The sequence below is a fragment of the Parvibaculum sp. genome, assembly GCF_039973015.1.
In the GTDB taxonomy this organism is placed as follows: domain Bacteria; phylum Pseudomonadota; class Alphaproteobacteria; order Parvibaculales; family Parvibaculaceae; genus Parvibaculum.
In genome coordinates this window covers 14,384-31,595 of the sequence record NZ_JBDWLT010000013.1, presented here as the reverse complement: position 1 = coordinate 31,595, position 17,212 = coordinate 14,384, and the positions used below count along the sequence as shown (strand labels likewise).

The 17,212-nt window shown below is 64.4% G+C and carries 11 protein-coding genes; 5 read left to right on the top strand and 6 right to left on the bottom strand.

Annotated elements, in window-relative coordinates; genetic code table 11:
* Positions 1 to 87: 87 nt before the first annotated feature.
* From ABJO61_RS16750 to ABJO61_RS16740, 3 genes are all read right to left on the bottom strand, one after another.
* Positions 88 to 1,209, bottom strand: coding sequence for an NAD(P)/FAD-dependent oxidoreductase (locus ABJO61_RS16750; RefSeq protein WP_348324580.1), 1,122 nt, complete (start codon positions 1,207 to 1,209; stop codon positions 88 to 90).
* Between the two features lie 50 nt (positions 1,210 to 1,259).
* A complete protein-coding gene (locus ABJO61_RS16745; protein WP_348324449.1) occupies positions 1,260 to 4,046 on the bottom strand; it encodes a penicillin-binding protein 1A in 2,787 nt (928 codons plus the stop codon).
* Positions 4,047 to 4,291: 245 nt separating this feature from the next.
* On the bottom strand, positions 4,292 to 5,692 hold the full coding sequence (locus ABJO61_RS16740) for an N-acetylmuramoyl-L-alanine amidase (protein WP_348332163.1): 1,401 nt from the start codon (positions 5,690 to 5,692) through the stop codon (positions 4,292 to 4,294).
* Between the two features lie 895 nt (positions 5,693 to 6,587).
* On the opposite strand from ABJO61_RS16740, the gene ABJO61_RS16735 reads away from it, so the two are divergent.
* Complete coding sequence (locus ABJO61_RS16735) at positions 6,588 to 9,182, top strand: Rne/Rng family ribonuclease (protein ID WP_348324445.1); 2,595 nt, start codon at positions 6,588 to 6,590, stop codon at positions 9,180 to 9,182.
* Positions 9,183 to 9,286: 104 nt separating this feature from the next.
* Here the strand turns inward: ABJO61_RS16735 and ABJO61_RS16730 are convergent, their stop codons facing one another.
* Positions 9,287 to 10,741: a gamma-glutamyltransferase gene (locus ABJO61_RS16730; RefSeq protein ID WP_348324444.1), complete on the bottom strand. Its 1,455-nt coding sequence runs from the start codon at positions 10,739 to 10,741 to the stop codon at positions 9,287 to 9,289.
* A 333-nt stretch (positions 10,742 to 11,074) separates the two neighbouring features.
* On the opposite strand from ABJO61_RS16730, the gene ABJO61_RS16725 reads away from it, so the two are divergent.
* From ABJO61_RS16725 to ABJO61_RS16710, 4 genes are all read left to right on the top strand, one after another.
* Positions 11,075 to 12,445: a M48 family metalloprotease gene (locus tag ABJO61_RS16725; protein WP_348324442.1), complete on the top strand. Its 1,371-nt coding sequence runs from the start codon at positions 11,075 to 11,077 to the stop codon at positions 12,443 to 12,445.
* 56 nt (positions 12,446 to 12,501) lie between these two features.
* Entirely contained in the window at positions 12,502 to 13,248 is a 747-nt protein-coding gene (locus ABJO61_RS16720; RefSeq protein WP_348324440.1) for a DsbA family protein, read from the top strand.
* Positions 13,249 to 13,356: 108 nt separating this feature from the next.
* On the top strand, positions 13,357 to 14,343 hold the full coding sequence (locus ABJO61_RS16715; RefSeq protein ID WP_348324438.1) for a fatty acid desaturase: 987 nt from the start codon (positions 13,357 to 13,359) through the stop codon (positions 14,341 to 14,343).
* 17 nt (positions 14,344 to 14,360) lie between these two features.
* Entirely contained in the window at positions 14,361 to 15,353 is a 993-nt protein-coding gene (locus tag ABJO61_RS16710; protein WP_348324436.1) for a zinc-dependent alcohol dehydrogenase family protein, read from the top strand.
* A 5-nt stretch (positions 15,354 to 15,358) separates the two neighbouring features.
* Here the strand turns inward: ABJO61_RS16710 and ABJO61_RS16705 are convergent, their stop codons facing one another.
* Together ABJO61_RS16705 and ABJO61_RS16700 are read right to left on the bottom strand one after the other, a co-directional pair.
* Positions 15,359 to 16,654, bottom strand: coding sequence for a DUF2254 domain-containing protein (locus ABJO61_RS16705; protein WP_348324434.1), 1,296 nt, complete (start codon positions 16,652 to 16,654; stop codon positions 15,359 to 15,361).
* A complete protein-coding gene (locus tag ABJO61_RS16700) occupies positions 16,651 to 17,130 on the bottom strand; it encodes a YetF domain-containing protein (protein WP_348324578.1) in 480 nt (159 codons plus the stop codon). Before ABJO61_RS16700 ends, ABJO61_RS16705 begins: the two co-directional genes overlap by 4 nt.
* Positions 17,131 to 17,212: the final 82 nt, after the last annotated feature.

Sequence of the window (17,212 nt, the reverse complement as noted above, 5' to 3'; positions counted from 1 at the left end):
GCGCTATGCGCCGGTCCGGCAATGACATTTTGGAAGAAAGACGTGGATGGCCCGCATGAAGCGGGCCATGACGTTTCTGGCGGAAGACTAGATAGCCTGCCCCGCCGCGTGGCCAGAGGCCCAGGCCCATTGGAAGTTGAAGCCGCCGAGGTGGCCGGTGACGTCGACGACCTCGCCGATGAAATAGAGGCCGGGCACATCGCGGGCTTCCATTGTTTTCGATGAGAGCTGTTTCGTGTCGACGCCGCCTGCTGTGACTTCCGCCGTGCGGAAGCCTTCCGTGCCCGAAGGTTTGACGCGCCAGCCATTGACCTGCTCGGCGAGCGCACGAAGGCGCTTGTCGGAGAGGTCCGCGAGGCGGCCCTCGACTTCCGTCATTTCGCAAAGGCGCTCGGCAAGGCTTTTCGGCAGCAGGCGCGAAAGCGCCGTCACCACATCCTGTTTCGGCTGGTTCACGCGCGCCTCGCGAAGCAAGGCGAAGACGTCATGGCCCGGCGCGAGGTTCACGACGATCTCGTCACCCTCTTTCCAGTATGACGAGATTTGCAGGATGGCGGGCCCGGAGAGGCCGCGATGGGTGAAGAGCAGCGCCTCGGCAAAGCGCGTCTTGCCGCAGGCGGTTACCGCATCGACGGAGACGCCGGAGAGGCCGTCGAGCTGTTCGCGCAGCTCCGGCCCGAAGGTGAAGGGTACGAGCGCGGCGCGCGTCGGCAGGACGGGAAGCCCGAACTGGCGCGCGAGATCGTAGCCGAAACCCGTCGCGCCCATTTTGGGGATCGACTTGCCGCCCGTCGCGACGACAAGGGAGGCGGCTTCAAAACGGCCCTTCGAGGTTTCCAGCGTGAAACCGCTCTCGCTTTTCGAGACGGATTTCACTTCCGTTTCGAGCGCGAGGGTGACGCCGCCCTTCTCACATTCGGCCAGCAGCATGTCGATGATCTGTTGAGACGAGCCATCGCAGAACAACTGTCCGAGCGTCTTCTCGTGCCATTGGATGCCATGACGCTCCACCAGCGCGATGAAGGCCGAGGGCTGGAAGCCCGCCAGCGCGGAGAGGCAGAAGCGCGGATTATCCGAGAGGAAGTTTTTCCCGCTCGTGTGGATGTTGGTGAAGTTGCAGCGGCCGCCGCCGGAGATGCGGATTTTCTCGCCCGGCTTTTTGGCATGGTCGATGACGAGGACACGGCGCCCTCGCCTGCCCGCCGTCAGCGCGCAGAAAAGACCAGCGCCGCCCGCGCCAATGATGATGGCATCGTATGTCAGTAGAGACCGCCGGTGCCGGAGCCGATTTCACCGCCGGAGGAATAGCCGCCGCTGGAACGGTCCGGCTCTTCGCCGCCAGCGCCAGGAATCCTGTCCGTCGGGACGCCGCCATCGGGAACGGAACCGCGATCCGCACCATCCGTACCCGGACGGATGAAGGGATTGTCCTGCGGCTGTGTCTCTCCATTATCGCTGGCGGCACCGGGTGCCAGCGGATCTCCATCCGGCGCGCCGGAAAGGTCCATACCGTCATGATCTTCCGGCCTGAGCGGCGCACCGCCATCAAGCACGGCGCCTTCCACCGGGACGGCATCGTCCGTGCCAGGGCTGTAGATATCCGCGGGGTCCGGCACATTGCCGAATAGGCCGACGGAGGGCGCGGTGACTTCAACGCGCGGCTCGGTGCCTTCCTTGAAGGCTTCGAGGATGATGCCGGCCCCTTCGCCATTGGCGAGCCGGCCCGTCTTGTGATTGACCTTCACCAGCGTGATGCCCGGCGGCACGCGGAAGGGAATGGCGGGCTTGCCGCCGACCGCATCCTTCATGATCGCGGCGAAGACGGGCGCGGCAGCGCGGCCGCCCGTTTCGGCGCGGCCAAGCGGCAGAGGATCGTCGAAGCCGACAAAGACGCCCGCAGCGAGATTGGGCGAGAAGCCGACGAACCAGGCATCGCGATTGTCATTGGTGGTGCCGGTCTTGCCCGCAAGCGGCACGCCGACAGCCTTTGCCGCGGAGCCCGTGCCGCGCTGCACGACGCCTTCTAGCATGGAGACCATCTGATAGGCGGTCTGCGGATTTTCGACCTGTTCGCGATTATCCGGCAGTTCGGGCGGCATGACCTCGCCGCCCTTCGCGCGTTCCTTCGCCTCTTCCCAGCTTTCATTGCAGGCCGGGCAGTCGCGGTCGTCCTTCTTGTAGATGGTGCGGCCGAAACGATCCTGCACGCGGTCGATCAGCGTCGGCGTCACGCGTTTGCCGCCATTGTCCAGAATGCTGTAGGCGCCGACGATGCGCATGAGCGTGGTCTCGCCCGCGCCAAGCGCCATCGACAAGACGGGCGGCATGTCGTCGGTGATGCCGAAGCGGCGCGCATAATTCGAGACGGTCTGCGGGCCGACATATTGCGCGAGGCGCACGGTCATCAGGTTGCGCGAATGCTCGATGCCGAAGCGCAGCGTCGAGGGGCCGTTGAAATTCTTTTCGTAGTTTTCCGGCTTCCAGAGACCAAGGTCGCCGCCCTGATCGAGCACGAAGGGTGCATCGAGAACGAGGCTCGAGGGCGTGAAGCCCTTGTCGAGTGCGGCGGCATAGACGAAGGGCTTGAAGGCGGAACCGGGCTGGCGGAGCGCCTGAACCGCACGATTGAACTCGCTGAGGCCGAAGCTGAAGCCGCCCTGCATGGCGAGGACGCGGCCCGTATGCGGGTCCATCGCAAGGGCGGAACCGTTCACTTCCGGCACCTGCATCAGCGCATAGTGGACGGGGTCTTTCTTCTTGTCCTCAAAAACGGGCGCGACCCAGACGACATCGCCGACGGCGACGACATCGGAGGGCGATTTCACCTCCGGGCCGAGATAGATGCGGTTCACGGTTTCGCGCGCCCATGTCATCGCGGAGAGCGGAATGCGCGCCTTCTCGATCTCCGTCGAGAAGCTGGCATCTTCTAGCCGCTGCGGGCGAAGGCCGACGGTGACGCCATCCGCCTCCACCTCAAGCACGGTGGCGAGCGTCCAGGGTTCGAGATCGGCGGGCACTGTCATGGCGGCAAGCGCCTGCTGCCAGTTCTCGCCGGGCTGGAGCTGCTTCACGGGCCCGCGCCAGCCGTGGCGGCGGTCATAGGCGATGAGGCCGGCGCGGAGTTCGCGCGAGACCGTCTCCTGAAGTTTCGTGTCGATGGTGGTACGCACCGACAGGCCGCCCTCATAGAGCTTTTCCTCGCCATACATCCCGATGAGTTCGCGGCGAACCTGCTCGACGAAATAGGAGGCATCGCGGATCTGCACACCGCGACGGCGCAGCGAGACCTCGAGATCGGCGGCACGGGCTTCCGCGGCTTCATAATTCGTGATGAAGCGCTCTTCCTCCATGCGCGAAATCACCCAGTTGCGCCGCGCGAGCGCACGTTCGCGATGGCGATAGGGATGGTAGTTGTTCGGGCCCTTGGGAAGCGTCGCGAGATAGGCGGCCTCGGCGACGGTGAGTTCGTCGAGCGGCTTGCCGAAATAGTTGAGCGCGGCGGCAGCGACACCATAGGAGCCGATGCCGAGATAAATCTCGTTGAGATAGAGTTCGAGAATCCGGTCCTTCGAGAAAGCCTGTTCGAGGCGGATCGCGATCAGCGCCTCTTTCAGCTTGCGGTCGAGGGTGACGTCGGAGGAGAGCAGGAAGTTCTTCGCGACCTGCTGGGTGATGGTGGAGGCGCCGACAAGGCGGCGGTCCTGCATGATATTCACGACATTGTCGAGAACGGCGCGGACGATGCCCATCGCATCGACGCCGCCGTGGCTGTAGAAATTCTTGTCTTCCGCGGCGAGGAAAGCGTCGACCAGCCGGGGCGGAATGGCGCTGATCGGCACGTAGAGACGGCGCTCGCGCGCGAACTCGCCGATGAGCTCGCCGTCGCCCGCATGGACGCGGGTCATGACCGGGGGCTCGTAATTGGCAAGTTTGGTGTAGTCCGGCAGATCCTCATTGAGGCGCCAGATCATGTAGCCGCCCGCCATCAGACCGCCAAAGAGCAGCACCAGAAAGACGGCCGCAATTATCGAAAGAATTCTCAGCATCGGGCGTCCTGCCCCCACACGATCAATAGTCTTGCCAATAGTCTTGCCAACATCCCTGCCCCGCACTGCTTGCTAGGCAGTAATTATGGCATGCACAAGGCTGCGAAACGACTTCGCTCACCCGGCATATTTACCGGGATACATATAAAGCGCGCTTTTACCAAGAAAGCGTTGCGGCGGAATTACGAAATGGAGAGGCAGGGGCGCAATTCAGGCCTTCGGCTTCCAGTTGGGGCCTTCGGCTTTTAGTTGGGGCCTTCGGCCAGGCGATCGCCGAAATAGCGGTCGATGGAGCGCGACAGCGTCTTCGCCATTGTGGCGCGCCATGCAGGCGAGGTGAGCTGCTTCTCGTCTTCGGGATTCGTCAGGAAGCCAAGCTCGATCAGCACCGAGGGCACATCCGGCGCCTTCAGCACCACGAAGCCCGCAAAACGGTGGGCCGGATCGAGGGTGCGCGTCTTCTGGCTTGCGTAATCGACGACCGTCCTGGCGAAACGCGAGGAATAGTTCTTGGTTTCGCGCTGGGCGAGGTCGATCAGGATGCCGGTCACTTCCGGGCTTTCGCCTTCGAGATCGAGACCGGCGATCACGTCCGACTGGTTTTCCTTGCGGGCGAGCGCGGCGGCTTCCTTGTCCGACGATGTTTCGGAGAGCGTGTAGATCGACATGCCGCGGACAGAGGACTTCTGGAGCGCGTCGGCATGAACCGAGATGAAGAGGTCCGCCTTGTGACGCCGCGCAATCGCCACGCGCTCGCGCAGCGGAATGAAGATGTCGCTTTCGCGGGTCAGGTGGACTTCGTAGCGGCCCGAGGCGCGCAGTTCATCGCCGAGCTGCTTGGCAAAAGCGAGGACCACTTCTTTTTCCTGAACGCCGGAGCGGCCATGCGTACCGGGATCGACGCCACCATGCCCGGCATCGATGACCACCACGCGGCGGCGGTCGAGACGCTCGGCGGGCGGGCTGACCGGCACCGCGGCGATATTCGCGAGGGCGGGAGCGGCGGGCTCGGCACTCGCGGGCAGGCCGGCCTTGGCATTGAAGCTCGCAAGGTCGGTCGGGGCGAGGTCGAGCACGATGCGGCGCCCGAAGCCCGCCTGCGGATCGAGCACGAAGTCGCGCGAAATATCGACCGGCTGGGCCGCATCGAGAACGACGCGATAGGTATCCGCCTCGAAGCGGCCATAGCGGTAGCCGGAGACGAAGCCCTTGTGTTTGTCGGCCGGCTCTTCGAGCAGGCGGAAAGGAATGCCCTTCACGTCGATGACGACGCGATAGGGGTCCGAGAGAGTGAAGACGGTGTAGTCGGCGGGGACATCGCCGGAAATTTCCATGACGAAGCGGGTCTGGGCGCCGTGGTCGCCGATGCGGATGGAGGTGACGGCAGGCCCGCCCTGCTCCACTGCATCGCCGGCAGGCGCGAGCGGCACAGCCGTATCGCTGCCCAGGGCGCCGGTCGAAAGCGCGTCGCTTTCCTGCTGGACCGGATTATCCTGCTGAATGGAGGCTTCGCGGAGCTCTTTTGCGAGAAAATCGGCGAGTTCGTCGGCGGAAGCGGGAGCGGCCATACCGGCGATGAGGCACAAGGCGGCAATCAGGCCGAAACCCGCCATCCTTACGCGCCCTGTCCGCCGGTGAAATTTCATATCCGCCGCCTCGTCCCTCGCGACCCGCCCGATCTGCCACCAAAAACCGCGGTTTCCGAACGGCCCGGCCCGGGCCCGGGAGAACGCCACTAAAGCGGAGCCCCTGCCCCGCCGACGCCCGCCATATACTGTTCGGAGGCGGTAATGGAGGTGCCAAACGAAGCACCCAAATCAGTAATGCACTGAGATTACTTCAAAAATCGTTACCTCGCCAAAAATTTACGAAGTTTCAATGGGTAGAATGGTTAATAACAGGACAAACAGGCCCATGCCGTATCGCTTGCCAAATCAGAGCCGTAAACGGTAAAACCTGTCACTGCCGGATGAACACCCCCTCAAACGGGTATCCGGTCCGCCGCGACGGACTTCCATGTCCCGGGCGGCTCCAGGAATTCGGGCAACCGTAGCGCGCCGGCGTGACACCCCTACAAGGGCGATACCGGAAGCGGACCGCGCGGGCCCGGCGTTTTCCAGCAAAGGCGCTGTCCTGACAAGGGCGCCGCCCGGTAATCGCCAAAGCGCGCATTCGGAAAAGTTACTCGCTCGTCCCGCCCGGCCATATTGCCCGGCAGAGGGGAGCCCGCCGGCACCCGGCGCCTTGATGGGTGCACCACAAAGGTAGAGATGCACGACGCAGTCAGACAGCACACCGGCCGGCCGATCTCGCGGGAATTTTCCGCGAAGGGTTTCGGAACGGCTGTGCGTCCGGTCGCGCGGCGCTTCCTCGCCCATTCATCACTTTCATTTCAGACCCAGTCCCCATCCGCCGCGGCGCGCCTTAACGGTGCCGGCACGACGACAAGGACTCAAACAAGCGGCGCACCCGCGCGAACGCCCGCACGCATGACCATGCGGCGGCCCTCGTGCGTCGGATTGCGCCACGGAGACGTTCCATATGGGAAAGAAGATGCTTATCGATGCGGCCCACCCCGAGGAAACCCGGGTGGTGGTCGTAAACGGCAATCGCGTTGAAGAGTTCGATTTCGAGTCAGAAAACAGGAAACAGCTTCGAGGAAATATCTATCTAGCCAAGGTGACGCGCGTGGAGCCCTCGCTCCAGGCAGCCTTCGTCGAATATGGCGGTAACAGGCACGGTTTCCTCGCTTTCAGCGAAATCCATCCCGACTACTACCAGATCCCGGTGGCCGACCGCGAAGCCCTGCTGCAACAGCAGGCCGATGAAGCGCGCCGCGAGGACGAGGAAGACGACGAGGAAGACAACGCGCCCGAGGCGGAAGCCAGGGAAGAAAAGGCCGGGTCCGACGACGAACACGACGAGGACGACGACAACGCCACTCCCGACGCCTCTTCGGACGCGGGCGAAACGGAATCGGTCCGCTCCGATGAAACGATCGAGAGCGTCGGCGCCGAAGACGCGATGGAAGAAGCCGCGCCGCGCAAGCAGCGCAACAACTATCGCTCCTACAAGATTCAGGAAGTCATCAAGCGCCGGCAGATCCTGCTGGTGCAGGTCGTGAAGGAAGAGCGCGGCAACAAGGGGGCGGCGCTCACCACCTATCTCTCGCTCGCCGGACGCTACTGTGTACTGATGCCGAACACGGCACGGGGCGGCGGCATCTCGCGCAAGATCACGGTGGCCGCCGACCGCAAGAAGCTGAAGAACATCGCCGAGTCGCTCGATGTGCCGGAAGGCATGGGCCTCATCGTCCGCACGGCAGGCGCGAAGCGCACCAAGGCGGAGATCAAGCGCGACTACGAATATCTGTTGCGCATGTGGGAAAGCGTGCGCGAGCTGACGCTCAAGTCGACGGCGCCGAGCCTCGTCTATGAGGAAGGCAGCCTGATCAAGCGCTCGATCCGCGACCTCTACGACAAGGATATCGACGCCATCCAGATCGAGGGCGACGAAGGCTACAAGGAAGCGAAGAACTTCATGCGCATGCTCATGCCGAGCCATGCGAAGAATGTTCAGCCCTACAAGGAAACGCAGCCGCTCTTCCAGAAGCAGCAGGTCGAGCAGCAGCTCGACGCGATGCTGAACCCGACCGTCACACTGAAGTCGGGCGGCTATATCGTCATCAATCCGACGGAAGCGCTCGTTTCCATCGACGTGAACTCGGGCCGCTCCACCAAGGAGCGCAATATCGAGCAGACGGCGCTGAAGACGAATCTCGAAGCGGCGGAAGAGATCACGCGGCAAATGCGCCTGCGCGACCTCGCGGGCCTCATCGTGATCGATTTCATCGACATGGACGAGAACCGCAACAACCGTGCGGTCGAACGCAAGCTCAAGGATTGCCTGAAGACGGACCGGGCGCGCATCCAGGTCGGCCGGATCAGCCATTTCGGCCTTCTCGAAATGTCGCGCCAGCGCATGCGGTCCGGCGTGCTTGAAGGTTCGACGGTCATCTGCCCGCATTGCTCGGGCACGGGGCTCGTACGCTCCGTCGAGTCGATGGCGCTGCATGTGCTGCGCAGCGTCGAGGCGGAAGCGATCAAGGGCCGTGCCACCGCCTTCACCGTGAAGGTGCCTGCCGAAGTCGCGATCTATATTCTGAACCAGAAGCGCGCGAATCTTCTCGATGTGGAAGAGCGCTACGGCGCTTCCGTCTTCATCGAGGCGGATGCGACGCTGGCCGGTTCGGAGCACAAGATCGAGACCGCGGAAGCGCGCGCGCTGACGCGCACGAGGCCGGCGCAGGGCGCGATCAACATCGAGAGCGGCTACACCGAGGAAGATGAGCCCGCCGTCACCGAAACGGCGCCCGACGAGGACGAGGCGGACGAGACGAATGCCGATGCCGAAGCGGGCGACGGCAAGGACGACGGACAGCGCCGCCGCAAGCGCCGCCGCCGCAAGCGCCGTCCCGCAGGCGAAGGCGATACGCCGCGCGAGGCCAATGGCGATAGCGATGGCAATGCCGGCGAGAACGGGGAAGAAGCTTCCGCCACAGCGGAGGGAGCCGACACCGAGGACGATGCGGAGGGAGATGCCGCGCGCGCCGATGGCGAGCAGGAACTCGGCGAGGACGGACAGCCGCGCAAGCGCCGCCGCCGTGGCCGCCGTGGCGGACGCCGCAACAAGCGCCGTCAGGAAGGCACTGCCGAGGGCGATGAGGGCGAGGAAAACACCGCGAGCGACAGCTACGCGGATGGGGCGGAGAACAGCGACGGCGAAGACCTGTCGCTGGAAGACGAGGCCGACCCGCTTGCGAGCGGCGAGGCGCCCGCTCTTCTCTCCTATTCGCGCGGCGCACTCGAAGCCGAAGACCCGTCCGACGACGACGAGGAGACCTGGGAAGCAGAGGCCGCCACGGAAGGCGCCTATGACGAACCTGAAGAACTTCTCGAAGCGGAAGCCGAGGCGAAGGAAGAACTAGCCCGGGAAGAAGCCGAGGAAGAAGCGGAAGAGGACGAACCCGTCGCCGAAATGGCCGGTGCGGACGCCGACGGACCGATGCCCGGCGAGGCCGAGGAAGAAGAACCCTCGAATGAGCCCTCGCGGCGCGGCTGGTGGCAGCGGCGCTAGAAGCCCTCGTAACGAATGCAAAGCAAAAGGCCCGGAGTTTTCTCCGGGCCTTTTTTGTCGCGCGCGTTCCGCGCGTTCATTGTCCCGATCCCGGGAGCAGACTGTCAGCCGCCCGCAATGCCGGTGACGGCCATGCCGTTGCCGCGCGGATTGATGGCGAAGCCGCAGGCGCCCGAGGCGATGCCATCCGGGCAGACGATGGCATTCGCCGGGGAACGCATATCGGCGGGACCATTTTCAAGCGCGGTTTCCGCCGCCTCGATCGACTGCGCATTGCGCGCCACATAATGAATGGCGGCAGCCCCCTTGGGCCCGCCCGCTCCGGCGCCGCTGACGCGGACATATTCGCCGGTCGCGCCGGTCACGATGACGGGCGAGAGGAAGGCGGAGGCAAGACCCGCGACCGGGCTCGCCGGGCTTGCCGCGAGCACGACGCCCGTTCCTTCCGCGACATGCGCCGAACCGAAGGCGCCATTCATGGTGACGGCGCAGGCAACCGCCCCGCCCTCACCGTCGATGGCGGCGAAAGCGGTGGAGCCGAAGTCACGATCGGTATCACCTTTCGCGCCGAGCTGAACCGCCGTGCGGCGCGCGGTCTCGGCGAGATCGCCGGGGCCTGCCGTGCCCGCATTCGACCAGAGCGCGGCGCCGAAAGCGCCCGCTCCAAGCGAGGCCGCGGGAAGCCAGACACGCGACGTGCCGGAATCGGCGGATTGCGCGGCAACGACATCCGGGCGGTAGTTGCGGAGGTCGCCCATGGAGAGAGCGCCGCCCGCGCCCGACGAGGCCTCGACAAGGCGCTGTGCGGTCGCGCCGGAATAGAAGCCGCGGACGCCCTTGCTGCGCACCTGGGCAAGCGTCGCCGCAAGCTGGAGGCGCGTAACGACATCGAGTTCGGCCGCAATGGCGCCCCTGTCATTGGAGAAGGTTTTCTGCAGGGCGGGCGAGGCGCCGATGATCGCGGCGTTGCCTGCGAGCTGGCCCGCCGTGGCGCGCGAAACCGGCAGGCCGGTCGCGGCAAGACGCTCGGCGGGCGCGACGAGCGAACCCCAAGGGAGTTTGCCATAGCGCGCATGGATGAGCGCGAAGCCGCGCACATTGCCCGGAACGGCGATGCTGCCGCCGCCGGCCGGATTGCGGGTAAGGAAGGAGACCGTCTCGACCGTCTTCTTGCCCGCCTCATGGACGAGGCAGACGCCGCCGCCGCCAAGACCGGCGGCTGCGGGATAAGTGACGGAGAGGCCGAAATAGACGGCGGTAGCCGCATCGGCGGCATTGCCGCCCTCTTCCAGCACCTGGCGCGCGAGGAGCGCTGCCGAGGGCTCGTCGGCAATGGCGGCACCGGCGAACCAGGGATCGCGCGAATCCGCCTCGACCCTGCCCGCCGATGTGAGGCGCGCGCGGCGATCCGCCGCGGTTTCGACGCCGTGGCTCACGGCCGTGATGCCCACGGGATCGCGGGGCCCCTCATCCACGCAGGCCGAAAGACCGAGAATCACAGTGAATGCGGCGAGCGCCATTCCCGTGCGGCGTGTGTGTACCTCATAATTTAACCACATTCCGGCGCTTCTCCTGATGTTCGACATATCGATCTTCCGGCGCCGGATTCAGCGGTCAGCGCCGTTTCTTGTATGGTGTATCCCGCTTGGCAGGCGGACACTGCCCGGCGAGATTGACGGGGTCAGGGCCCGCCCCTACCGTTTAGTCGCGACATGCCCATAACGTCAACGCGGCGCTGAAATCCGCGGAGAATCCCCCGCCAGAACCGGGGACGCGCGAGAGTGACGCGAAATGGGCCGCCGGGGAAGGAAAAGCAGGCGGCGGGCCTGCAACTGGGACTTGAAAGGGCCGGAAGGCCCTCATGTAAACGGGTTTAACGAGAGTATGCAGTCATGAGATTCGGGCTCAACGCCGCCCTCGAACAGGGGGCACGCGCGCTTGGCATTCTGGCGATGGGTGCCGCGCTTGCCTTCCAGGCCGCTCACCCGGCGGCGGCGCAGGGCCGCATTGCGGTGGTCAGCGACGCCGAGACCGAGGCGATGCTGCGGGAATATTCCGACCCGATCTTCCGCGCGGCCGGCATCGACCCAGGCGCGGTGAAAATCCATCTCGTGAACGATCCGAACCTCAACGCCTTCGTGGCGGGCGGGCAGCAGATGTTCGTGCATACCGGCCTCATCACCATCGTCGATACGCCTTCCGAACTCATTGGCGTGATCGCGCATGAAACGGGCCACATGTCTGGCGGGCATCTGGTGAAACGGCGCGAGGAATTCGAAAGCATGAGCATGCCGGTGATCGCCTCGATGATCCTCGGCGTGGGCGCGATTGCCGCCGGTCAGGGCGATGCGGGCATGGCGCTGATCATGGGCAGCCAGCACATCGCGACGCGCTCGCTCCTCGCCTTCACGCGCGAGCAGGAAGCCAGCGCCGACCAGGCGGGCGCGACTTTCCTGCAGCGCTCCGGCCAGTCCGGCAAGGGCATGCTCGATCTCTTTTCGACGATGCGCGACCAGGAACTGCTGACAGCGAACCGGCAAGACCCCTATGCGCGCTCGCATCCCATGTCCGGCGCGCGCCTCGCGGCGCTGGAAACACGGGTGACGGCTTCGCCCTATTTCGACAAGCAAGAATCGCCCGCGCGCATCCATCAGTTCAAGATGGTGCAGGCGAAGCTGCACGGCTTCCTCGACGATCCCGCCGTCACGTTCAACCGCTATCCCGCTTCCGACAAGAGCGACTATGCGCTTTATGCGCGCTCCGTCGCCTATCACCGCACGGGGCAGCTCGACAAGGCGCTGGCCGAACTCGAACCACTGCTGGAGCATGAAGCGAACAATCCCTACATCTGGGAAGTGAAGGGGCAGATCTATTTCGAAAGCGGCAAGGTGGAAGATGCCATCGCGGCCTATCGCCGATCCGTGGAACTGAAGCCTTCCGACGAACAGCTTCACCTCGGGCTCGGGCGGGCGCTGCTCGCGCGCGAAGGTACGGAAGCGACCCCCGAAGCGATCCGTCATCTGCAAATCGCAACCAAGAGCGGCGAGCAGGCCTTCGGCTATTACCAGCTTTCGATTGCCTATGGGCAGCTCGACAATATCGGCATGGCGGAACTTTCCGCCGCGCAATATTACGATGCGCTCGGCTCGGTGGGCGAAGCGAAGGCACATGCCACGCGGGCCGCCAAGCTTCTCACGCAGGGCAGCCCCGAATGGCTGCGCGCGCAGGATATTGCCGTGCAGCCCATGCCGAAGCGCGGATGAGCGCCCTCGCCCTTTTCCGCCTCAAGACGAATTCCTTTCTCAACATGAAGAGACACATGACCCGTTTGTTCCGCCTGCCCGCCTTTCTGCTCGCCGCCCTGTCATTCGCTTTCGCCGCGCCTGCATACGCGCAAGGCACGTTCGGCGCCGCGGAGAAGGCGGAGATCGAGACGATCATTCACGACTATCTGGTGGAGCACCCGGAAGTGCTGGTGAAGGCCTTAGACGCGCTTGAAAAGAAGCAGGCGGCGGCGGAGCTTGCGGAGACGAAGGCCGCCGTCGAACAGAACCGCAAGGCGATCTACGACAATCCGATGGATTATGTGACGGGGAACCCGGATGGCGACGTCACCATCGTCGAGTTTTTCGACTATCAGTGCGGGTACTGCAAGCGCAGCTTCGAACCGCTGATGGACTTCGTGAAGGCGGACGGCAATATCCGCCTCATCCTGAAGGAATTTCCGATCCTCGGGCCGGTTTCGCTCAGCGCCTCGCAGGCGGCCATCGCCGCGAAGAAGCAGGGGCGCTACATGGAAATGCATGCGGCGCTCTACGAGCACAAGGGCGGGCTGGACGAGGACGGAATTTACGAGATTGCAGAAGACGTCGGCCTTGATCTGGCAAAGCTCAAGAAAGACATGGCCGATCCGGCGATCCAGGATCATGTGAGCCGCACCTACCGCCTTGCCGAGCTGCTCGGCGTGGACGGCACGCCCGCCTTTATCGTCGGCGGCACGATGTATCCGGGCGCGGCGGACAAGGAACGGCTCGAAAAGATCGTGAAAGACGCGCGCGGAAGCTGACACGCGGCTCCGGCCGTGCCAAAACACGAAGCCCGTTCCTGCGCAGCGCCGACACGGCGCATGCTCCCTGTACCCGAACATAAAGGCGCCCTCCGGCGCACAAAAACCATGCATACGAAGATCGACAAATTCGCCGCTCATTGCGCGCGCTATCGCAAGCCGAGCTATTTCCGCGCCGGACGGCAGATCGTCACTACGGTCGTTCCTTTTGTCGCGCTTTCGGCGGCCATGTATTTCAGCCTTCAGGTCGGCTACTGGCTGACGCTGCTGCTGGCCATTCCGCTGGCGGGCTGCGCGCTGCGCTTTTTCGTCATCCAGCATGATTGCGGGCATGGCTCCTTCTTCGCCTCGAAGCGAGCCAACGACATTACGGGACGTGTCATCAGTCTGCTGACGATTACGCCTTATGCCTATTGGCGGCGGCTGCATGCGCTGCACCACACCTCGTCGGCCAATCTCGACCGGCGCGGCTTCGGCGACATCACCACGCTGACGACCGACGAATACCGGGCGCTGACGCCGCTGCGCCGCCTCGCCTATCGCATCTACCGGCACCCGGCCTTCCTGCTCATGATCGGCGGGCCGGTTCACTTCCTGCTGCTGCAACGCCTACCGCTCACGCTGCGGCGCCCGGCATGGGAAATGTGGAGCAGCGTCATGGCGCATAATCTCGGGATTGCCGTCTTTTACGGCACGCTGCTGTTCCTGCTCGGCTGGCTCAACTTCGTGGTGATGGTGATACCGGTGCTGGTCGCGGCGGCGGCGATGGGCGTCTGGCTTTTCTATGTGCAGCACCAGTTCGAGAATACGAGCTGGGACACCGGCGAGACATGGGACCGCAAGCGCGGCGCGCTGACGGGCAGCTCCTATTATGTGCTGCCCTCCGTGCTTGGCTGGTTCACCGGGAATATCGGCCTGCACCACATCCACCACCTGTGCAGCCACATCCCGAACTACCGTTTGCAGGAATGCCTGGACGCGATGCCGGAACTGAAGACAATCAACCGGCTGACCATCGTGGAAAGCCTCAAGACGGCGTCGCTGGCGCTGTGGGACCCGGAAGCCCGCAAGCTGGTGAGCTTTCAGGGGATCTAGATCATCCGGGGGGAGCGATGAAGAAGATCGTACTCAACGAATATGGCGTGCCGGAAGATGTGGCGCGCTGCGTGGACGCGCCGGATGTGGGCGCGCCCTCCCCCGGCGAGGTCGTTTTCGACGTTATCGCCTTTCCGCTCAACCCCGCCGATATCGGCTTTTGCCGCGGCAATTACAGGATCAGGCCGCCGCTGCCCGCGACGCCGGGTGCGGAATGCGTGGGCCGTGTCACCGCCGTGGGCGATGGCGTTGCCCATGTGAAGCCGGGCGATCTCGTGATCAATCTCGCGCGCGAGAACTGGGCCTCGCAACGCCGCGTGGCGGCGGAAGACGCTGTGCCCGTGCCTGCGGGGCTTGACCTCAAGCAGGCGGCGATGCTGCGCATCAACCCGCCGACCGCGCTCCTGATGCTCACCGATCTCGTGGACCTCAAGCCCGGCGACTGGGTGATCCAGAACGCGGCGAACTCCGCCGTGGGCCGCCTCGTCATCACGCTGGCGAAGGCCAAGGGCATCCGCACAGTGAACGTGACGCGGCGGGACGATGTGTTCCCCGAACTGATGGCGCTCGGCGCCGATATCTGCCTCACCGACGGGCCGGACCTTGCCGAACGGGTGCGCGCGGCGACGGGCGGCGCGACGATCCCGCTCGGGCTCGACGCCGTTTCGGGCGGGGCAACGGCGCGGATCGCCGCCTGTGTGAAGGATGAAGGCACCATCTGTACCTATGGAAGCATGACGGGCGAAGCGCCGTCCGTCTCGGTTGCCGATGTCGTCTTCCGGGGCATGACTTTCACGGGCTTCATGCTGGGGCGCTTCATGGCGCGGCGCACGGCGGAAGAAGTCCGCGCGATCTATGCGGACCTCGGCCAGCAGATGCTGAAGGGCACTATCCATGCGCCGGTCGACAGCGTTTATGCGATAGAGGATATCCGCGAGGCGCTCATCCGTGTGCAGACGGGCGGGCGGCACGGCAAGGTGCTGGTGAGCCCGGGTGGGGAAGTAGCCTAACGTCCCTACCCCTCTATCTCCCTGACGACGTCGCGCAGGCGCGTCTTCTCTTCTTCCAGCAACAGCGCGTCTTCGCTGCGCTTCAGTGCCATGCGCGCGTGGCGCAGCGCGCTTCGGCGGAACGCGCTTTGGCGGAAATCCGGGCCGCCGATTTCGGCCAGCGCCTGAAGCGCCTTCAGGAGACGAAGCTGCACCTCGAACAAGCCTGCGCCGTCGCGGGCGATGGGAGCGAAGGCATCGTCGAACATGTCGTCCAGAGACAGGGGCGGCACATAGACGTTCGGACAGGCGGGCTCATCGCCTTCCCGCTCTCCCTTCTCCGCCCATGAGGCAAGCAGGCGAATCTGACGGCCGATAATGTCGATGGCGGTGCCGGGATCGTTGACGCCCGGCGACAGCGCGCGCGAGGCAATCTCCGTCAGCACGACGAGGCCGAAACGCGGATCACCCTCGAAGTTGCGCTGATCGCCGACGACGCAGGCATCGCGGAAGACGGCAAGCGCATCCGAACCCGGCTCGGCGTCCTTCAGGCCATCGACCCAGAGCAAGGGCCGGTGCGAGTGAACATAGGCGCCGGGCAGCGCGGCGAGATAGACCTTCACCTCGCCATCTGTTTCGGCGTTTCGCGCGGCTGCGGCGAGCGCCGACATGTCGATATGCTGCACATAGCCGGGCACATCATGGCAGACGGGAATGGCGGAGGCGGGAATGGCCTGCCCGCTTCGCAACGGACGGCCGCCCATGAAGGGTGTGTTCGCACGCTCGTCGAAGGCGGCGCGCGCCGAAACCTCCACGAGTTGCGAAGTCTCGTCCACCATGCCGAGGTGCGCGAGGTGATTGATCCAGCGCAGAAGCGCAATCACCATGATGAGGATGACGAGGAGCGTCACCCCGAAAAGCATGGCGCGGCCCGAGGCGCCATAAAGCTCCGTGTTGAGCGCGATGATGCCGACAAGGCTGAAGAGGAAGGCGCCGACGAAGACGGCCAGCACGTTCTGCGTGGTCGGGTCTTCGCGCAGCAGCTTCGCGGCGCGCGGCGTGACGTCGCTCGTTGCCGCGCCATAGGCCGTGACCATGACGGTGAGCGAGAAGGTCGTGACCGCCAGCATGCTGGAGGCGAGAATGTTGAGGATCGGGCCGACGGCCTCGGAGCCGAACCTGACGGAGACATTGGCGGGGATGACCCATTGCGCACCGGTCGAAAAAAGCGCGGTGACGACGCCGAGCAATGCGAAAAGCGACGCGCGAAACCAGATTTGCCGGACAATCCGCAGCAGCAGCCAGCGCCATTTGGAAATCATCGGCGCGCGTCCCCGCTTTCAATCACACTGAGCGATCCGTCGGTTTCCAGCACGACGGCAGAAACGCCTGAAAGTGCGGCCACCCCGCTTTCGCGCAAGGCAGCATCGATCTCTTCGCGCGTCATACGTTCCTTGCGCATGGCCCCCTCCAGATAAACGCCGTCGCGCACGAGCAGCGCCGGTTCGCTCTTGATCAGATCGCGGACGCTCCGGGAGCGCACGGACGCCCATGTAAGCACGAATTGAAGACAAATGAGCAGGGCAAGCGCGAGGACGCCTTCCGCCAGGGGCACGGACCTGCTGAGGAGAACGGTCGCGAGGGTGGAGCCCAATGCGACGGTGACCACCAGATCGAAGGCATTCATCTTGCTGAGGGTGCGCTTGCCGGAGACGCGCAGAAAAACGATCAGCATGGCGTAGGCCGCCGTGCCGACGACGAGAACACGCGCCAGGCCGCCCCATGAATCGAACAACATCTGGCCGGTCATACGATTTTCTTTCTGCTTTTTGACGGGTTTGCTCGGCCGGATCGCCCGCCTTTTCGCGCTTTATTCAACG

Bases quoted from the DNA above. Each gene is read 5' to 3' on its own strand.
- ABJO61_RS16745 (WP_348324449.1), bottom strand. From the start codon at position 4,046: ATGCTGAGAATTCTTTCGATAATTGCGGCCGTCTTTCTGGTGCTGCTC.
- ABJO61_RS16740 (WP_348332163.1), bottom strand. From the start codon at position 5,692: ATGAAATTTCACCGGCGGACAGGGCGCGTAAGGATGGCGGGTTTCGGC.
- ABJO61_RS16735 (WP_348324445.1), top strand. From the start codon at position 6,588: ATGGGAAAGAAGATGCTTATCGATGCGGCCCACCCCGAGGAAACCCGG.
- ABJO61_RS16730 (WP_348324444.1), bottom strand. From the start codon at position 10,741: ATGTGGTTAAATTATGAGGTACACACACGCCGCACGGGAATGGCGCTC.
- ABJO61_RS16725 (WP_348324442.1), top strand. From the start codon at position 11,075: ATGAGATTCGGGCTCAACGCCGCCCTCGAACAGGGGGCACGCGCGCTT.
- ABJO61_RS16720 (WP_348324440.1), top strand. From the start codon at position 12,502: ATGACCCGTTTGTTCCGCCTGCCCGCCTTTCTGCTCGCCGCCCTGTCA.
- ABJO61_RS16715 (WP_348324438.1), top strand. From the start codon at position 13,357: ATGCATACGAAGATCGACAAATTCGCCGCTCATTGCGCGCGCTATCGC.
- ABJO61_RS16710 (WP_348324436.1), top strand. From the start codon at position 14,361: ATGAAGAAGATCGTACTCAACGAATATGGCGTGCCGGAAGATGTGGCG.
- ABJO61_RS16705 (WP_348324434.1), bottom strand. From the start codon at position 16,654: ATGATTTCCAAATGGCGCTGGCTGCTGCTGCGGATTGTCCGGCAAATC.
- ABJO61_RS16700 (WP_348324578.1), bottom strand. From the start codon at position 17,130: ATGTTGTTCGATTCATGGGGCGGCCTGGCGCGTGTTCTCGTCGTCGGC.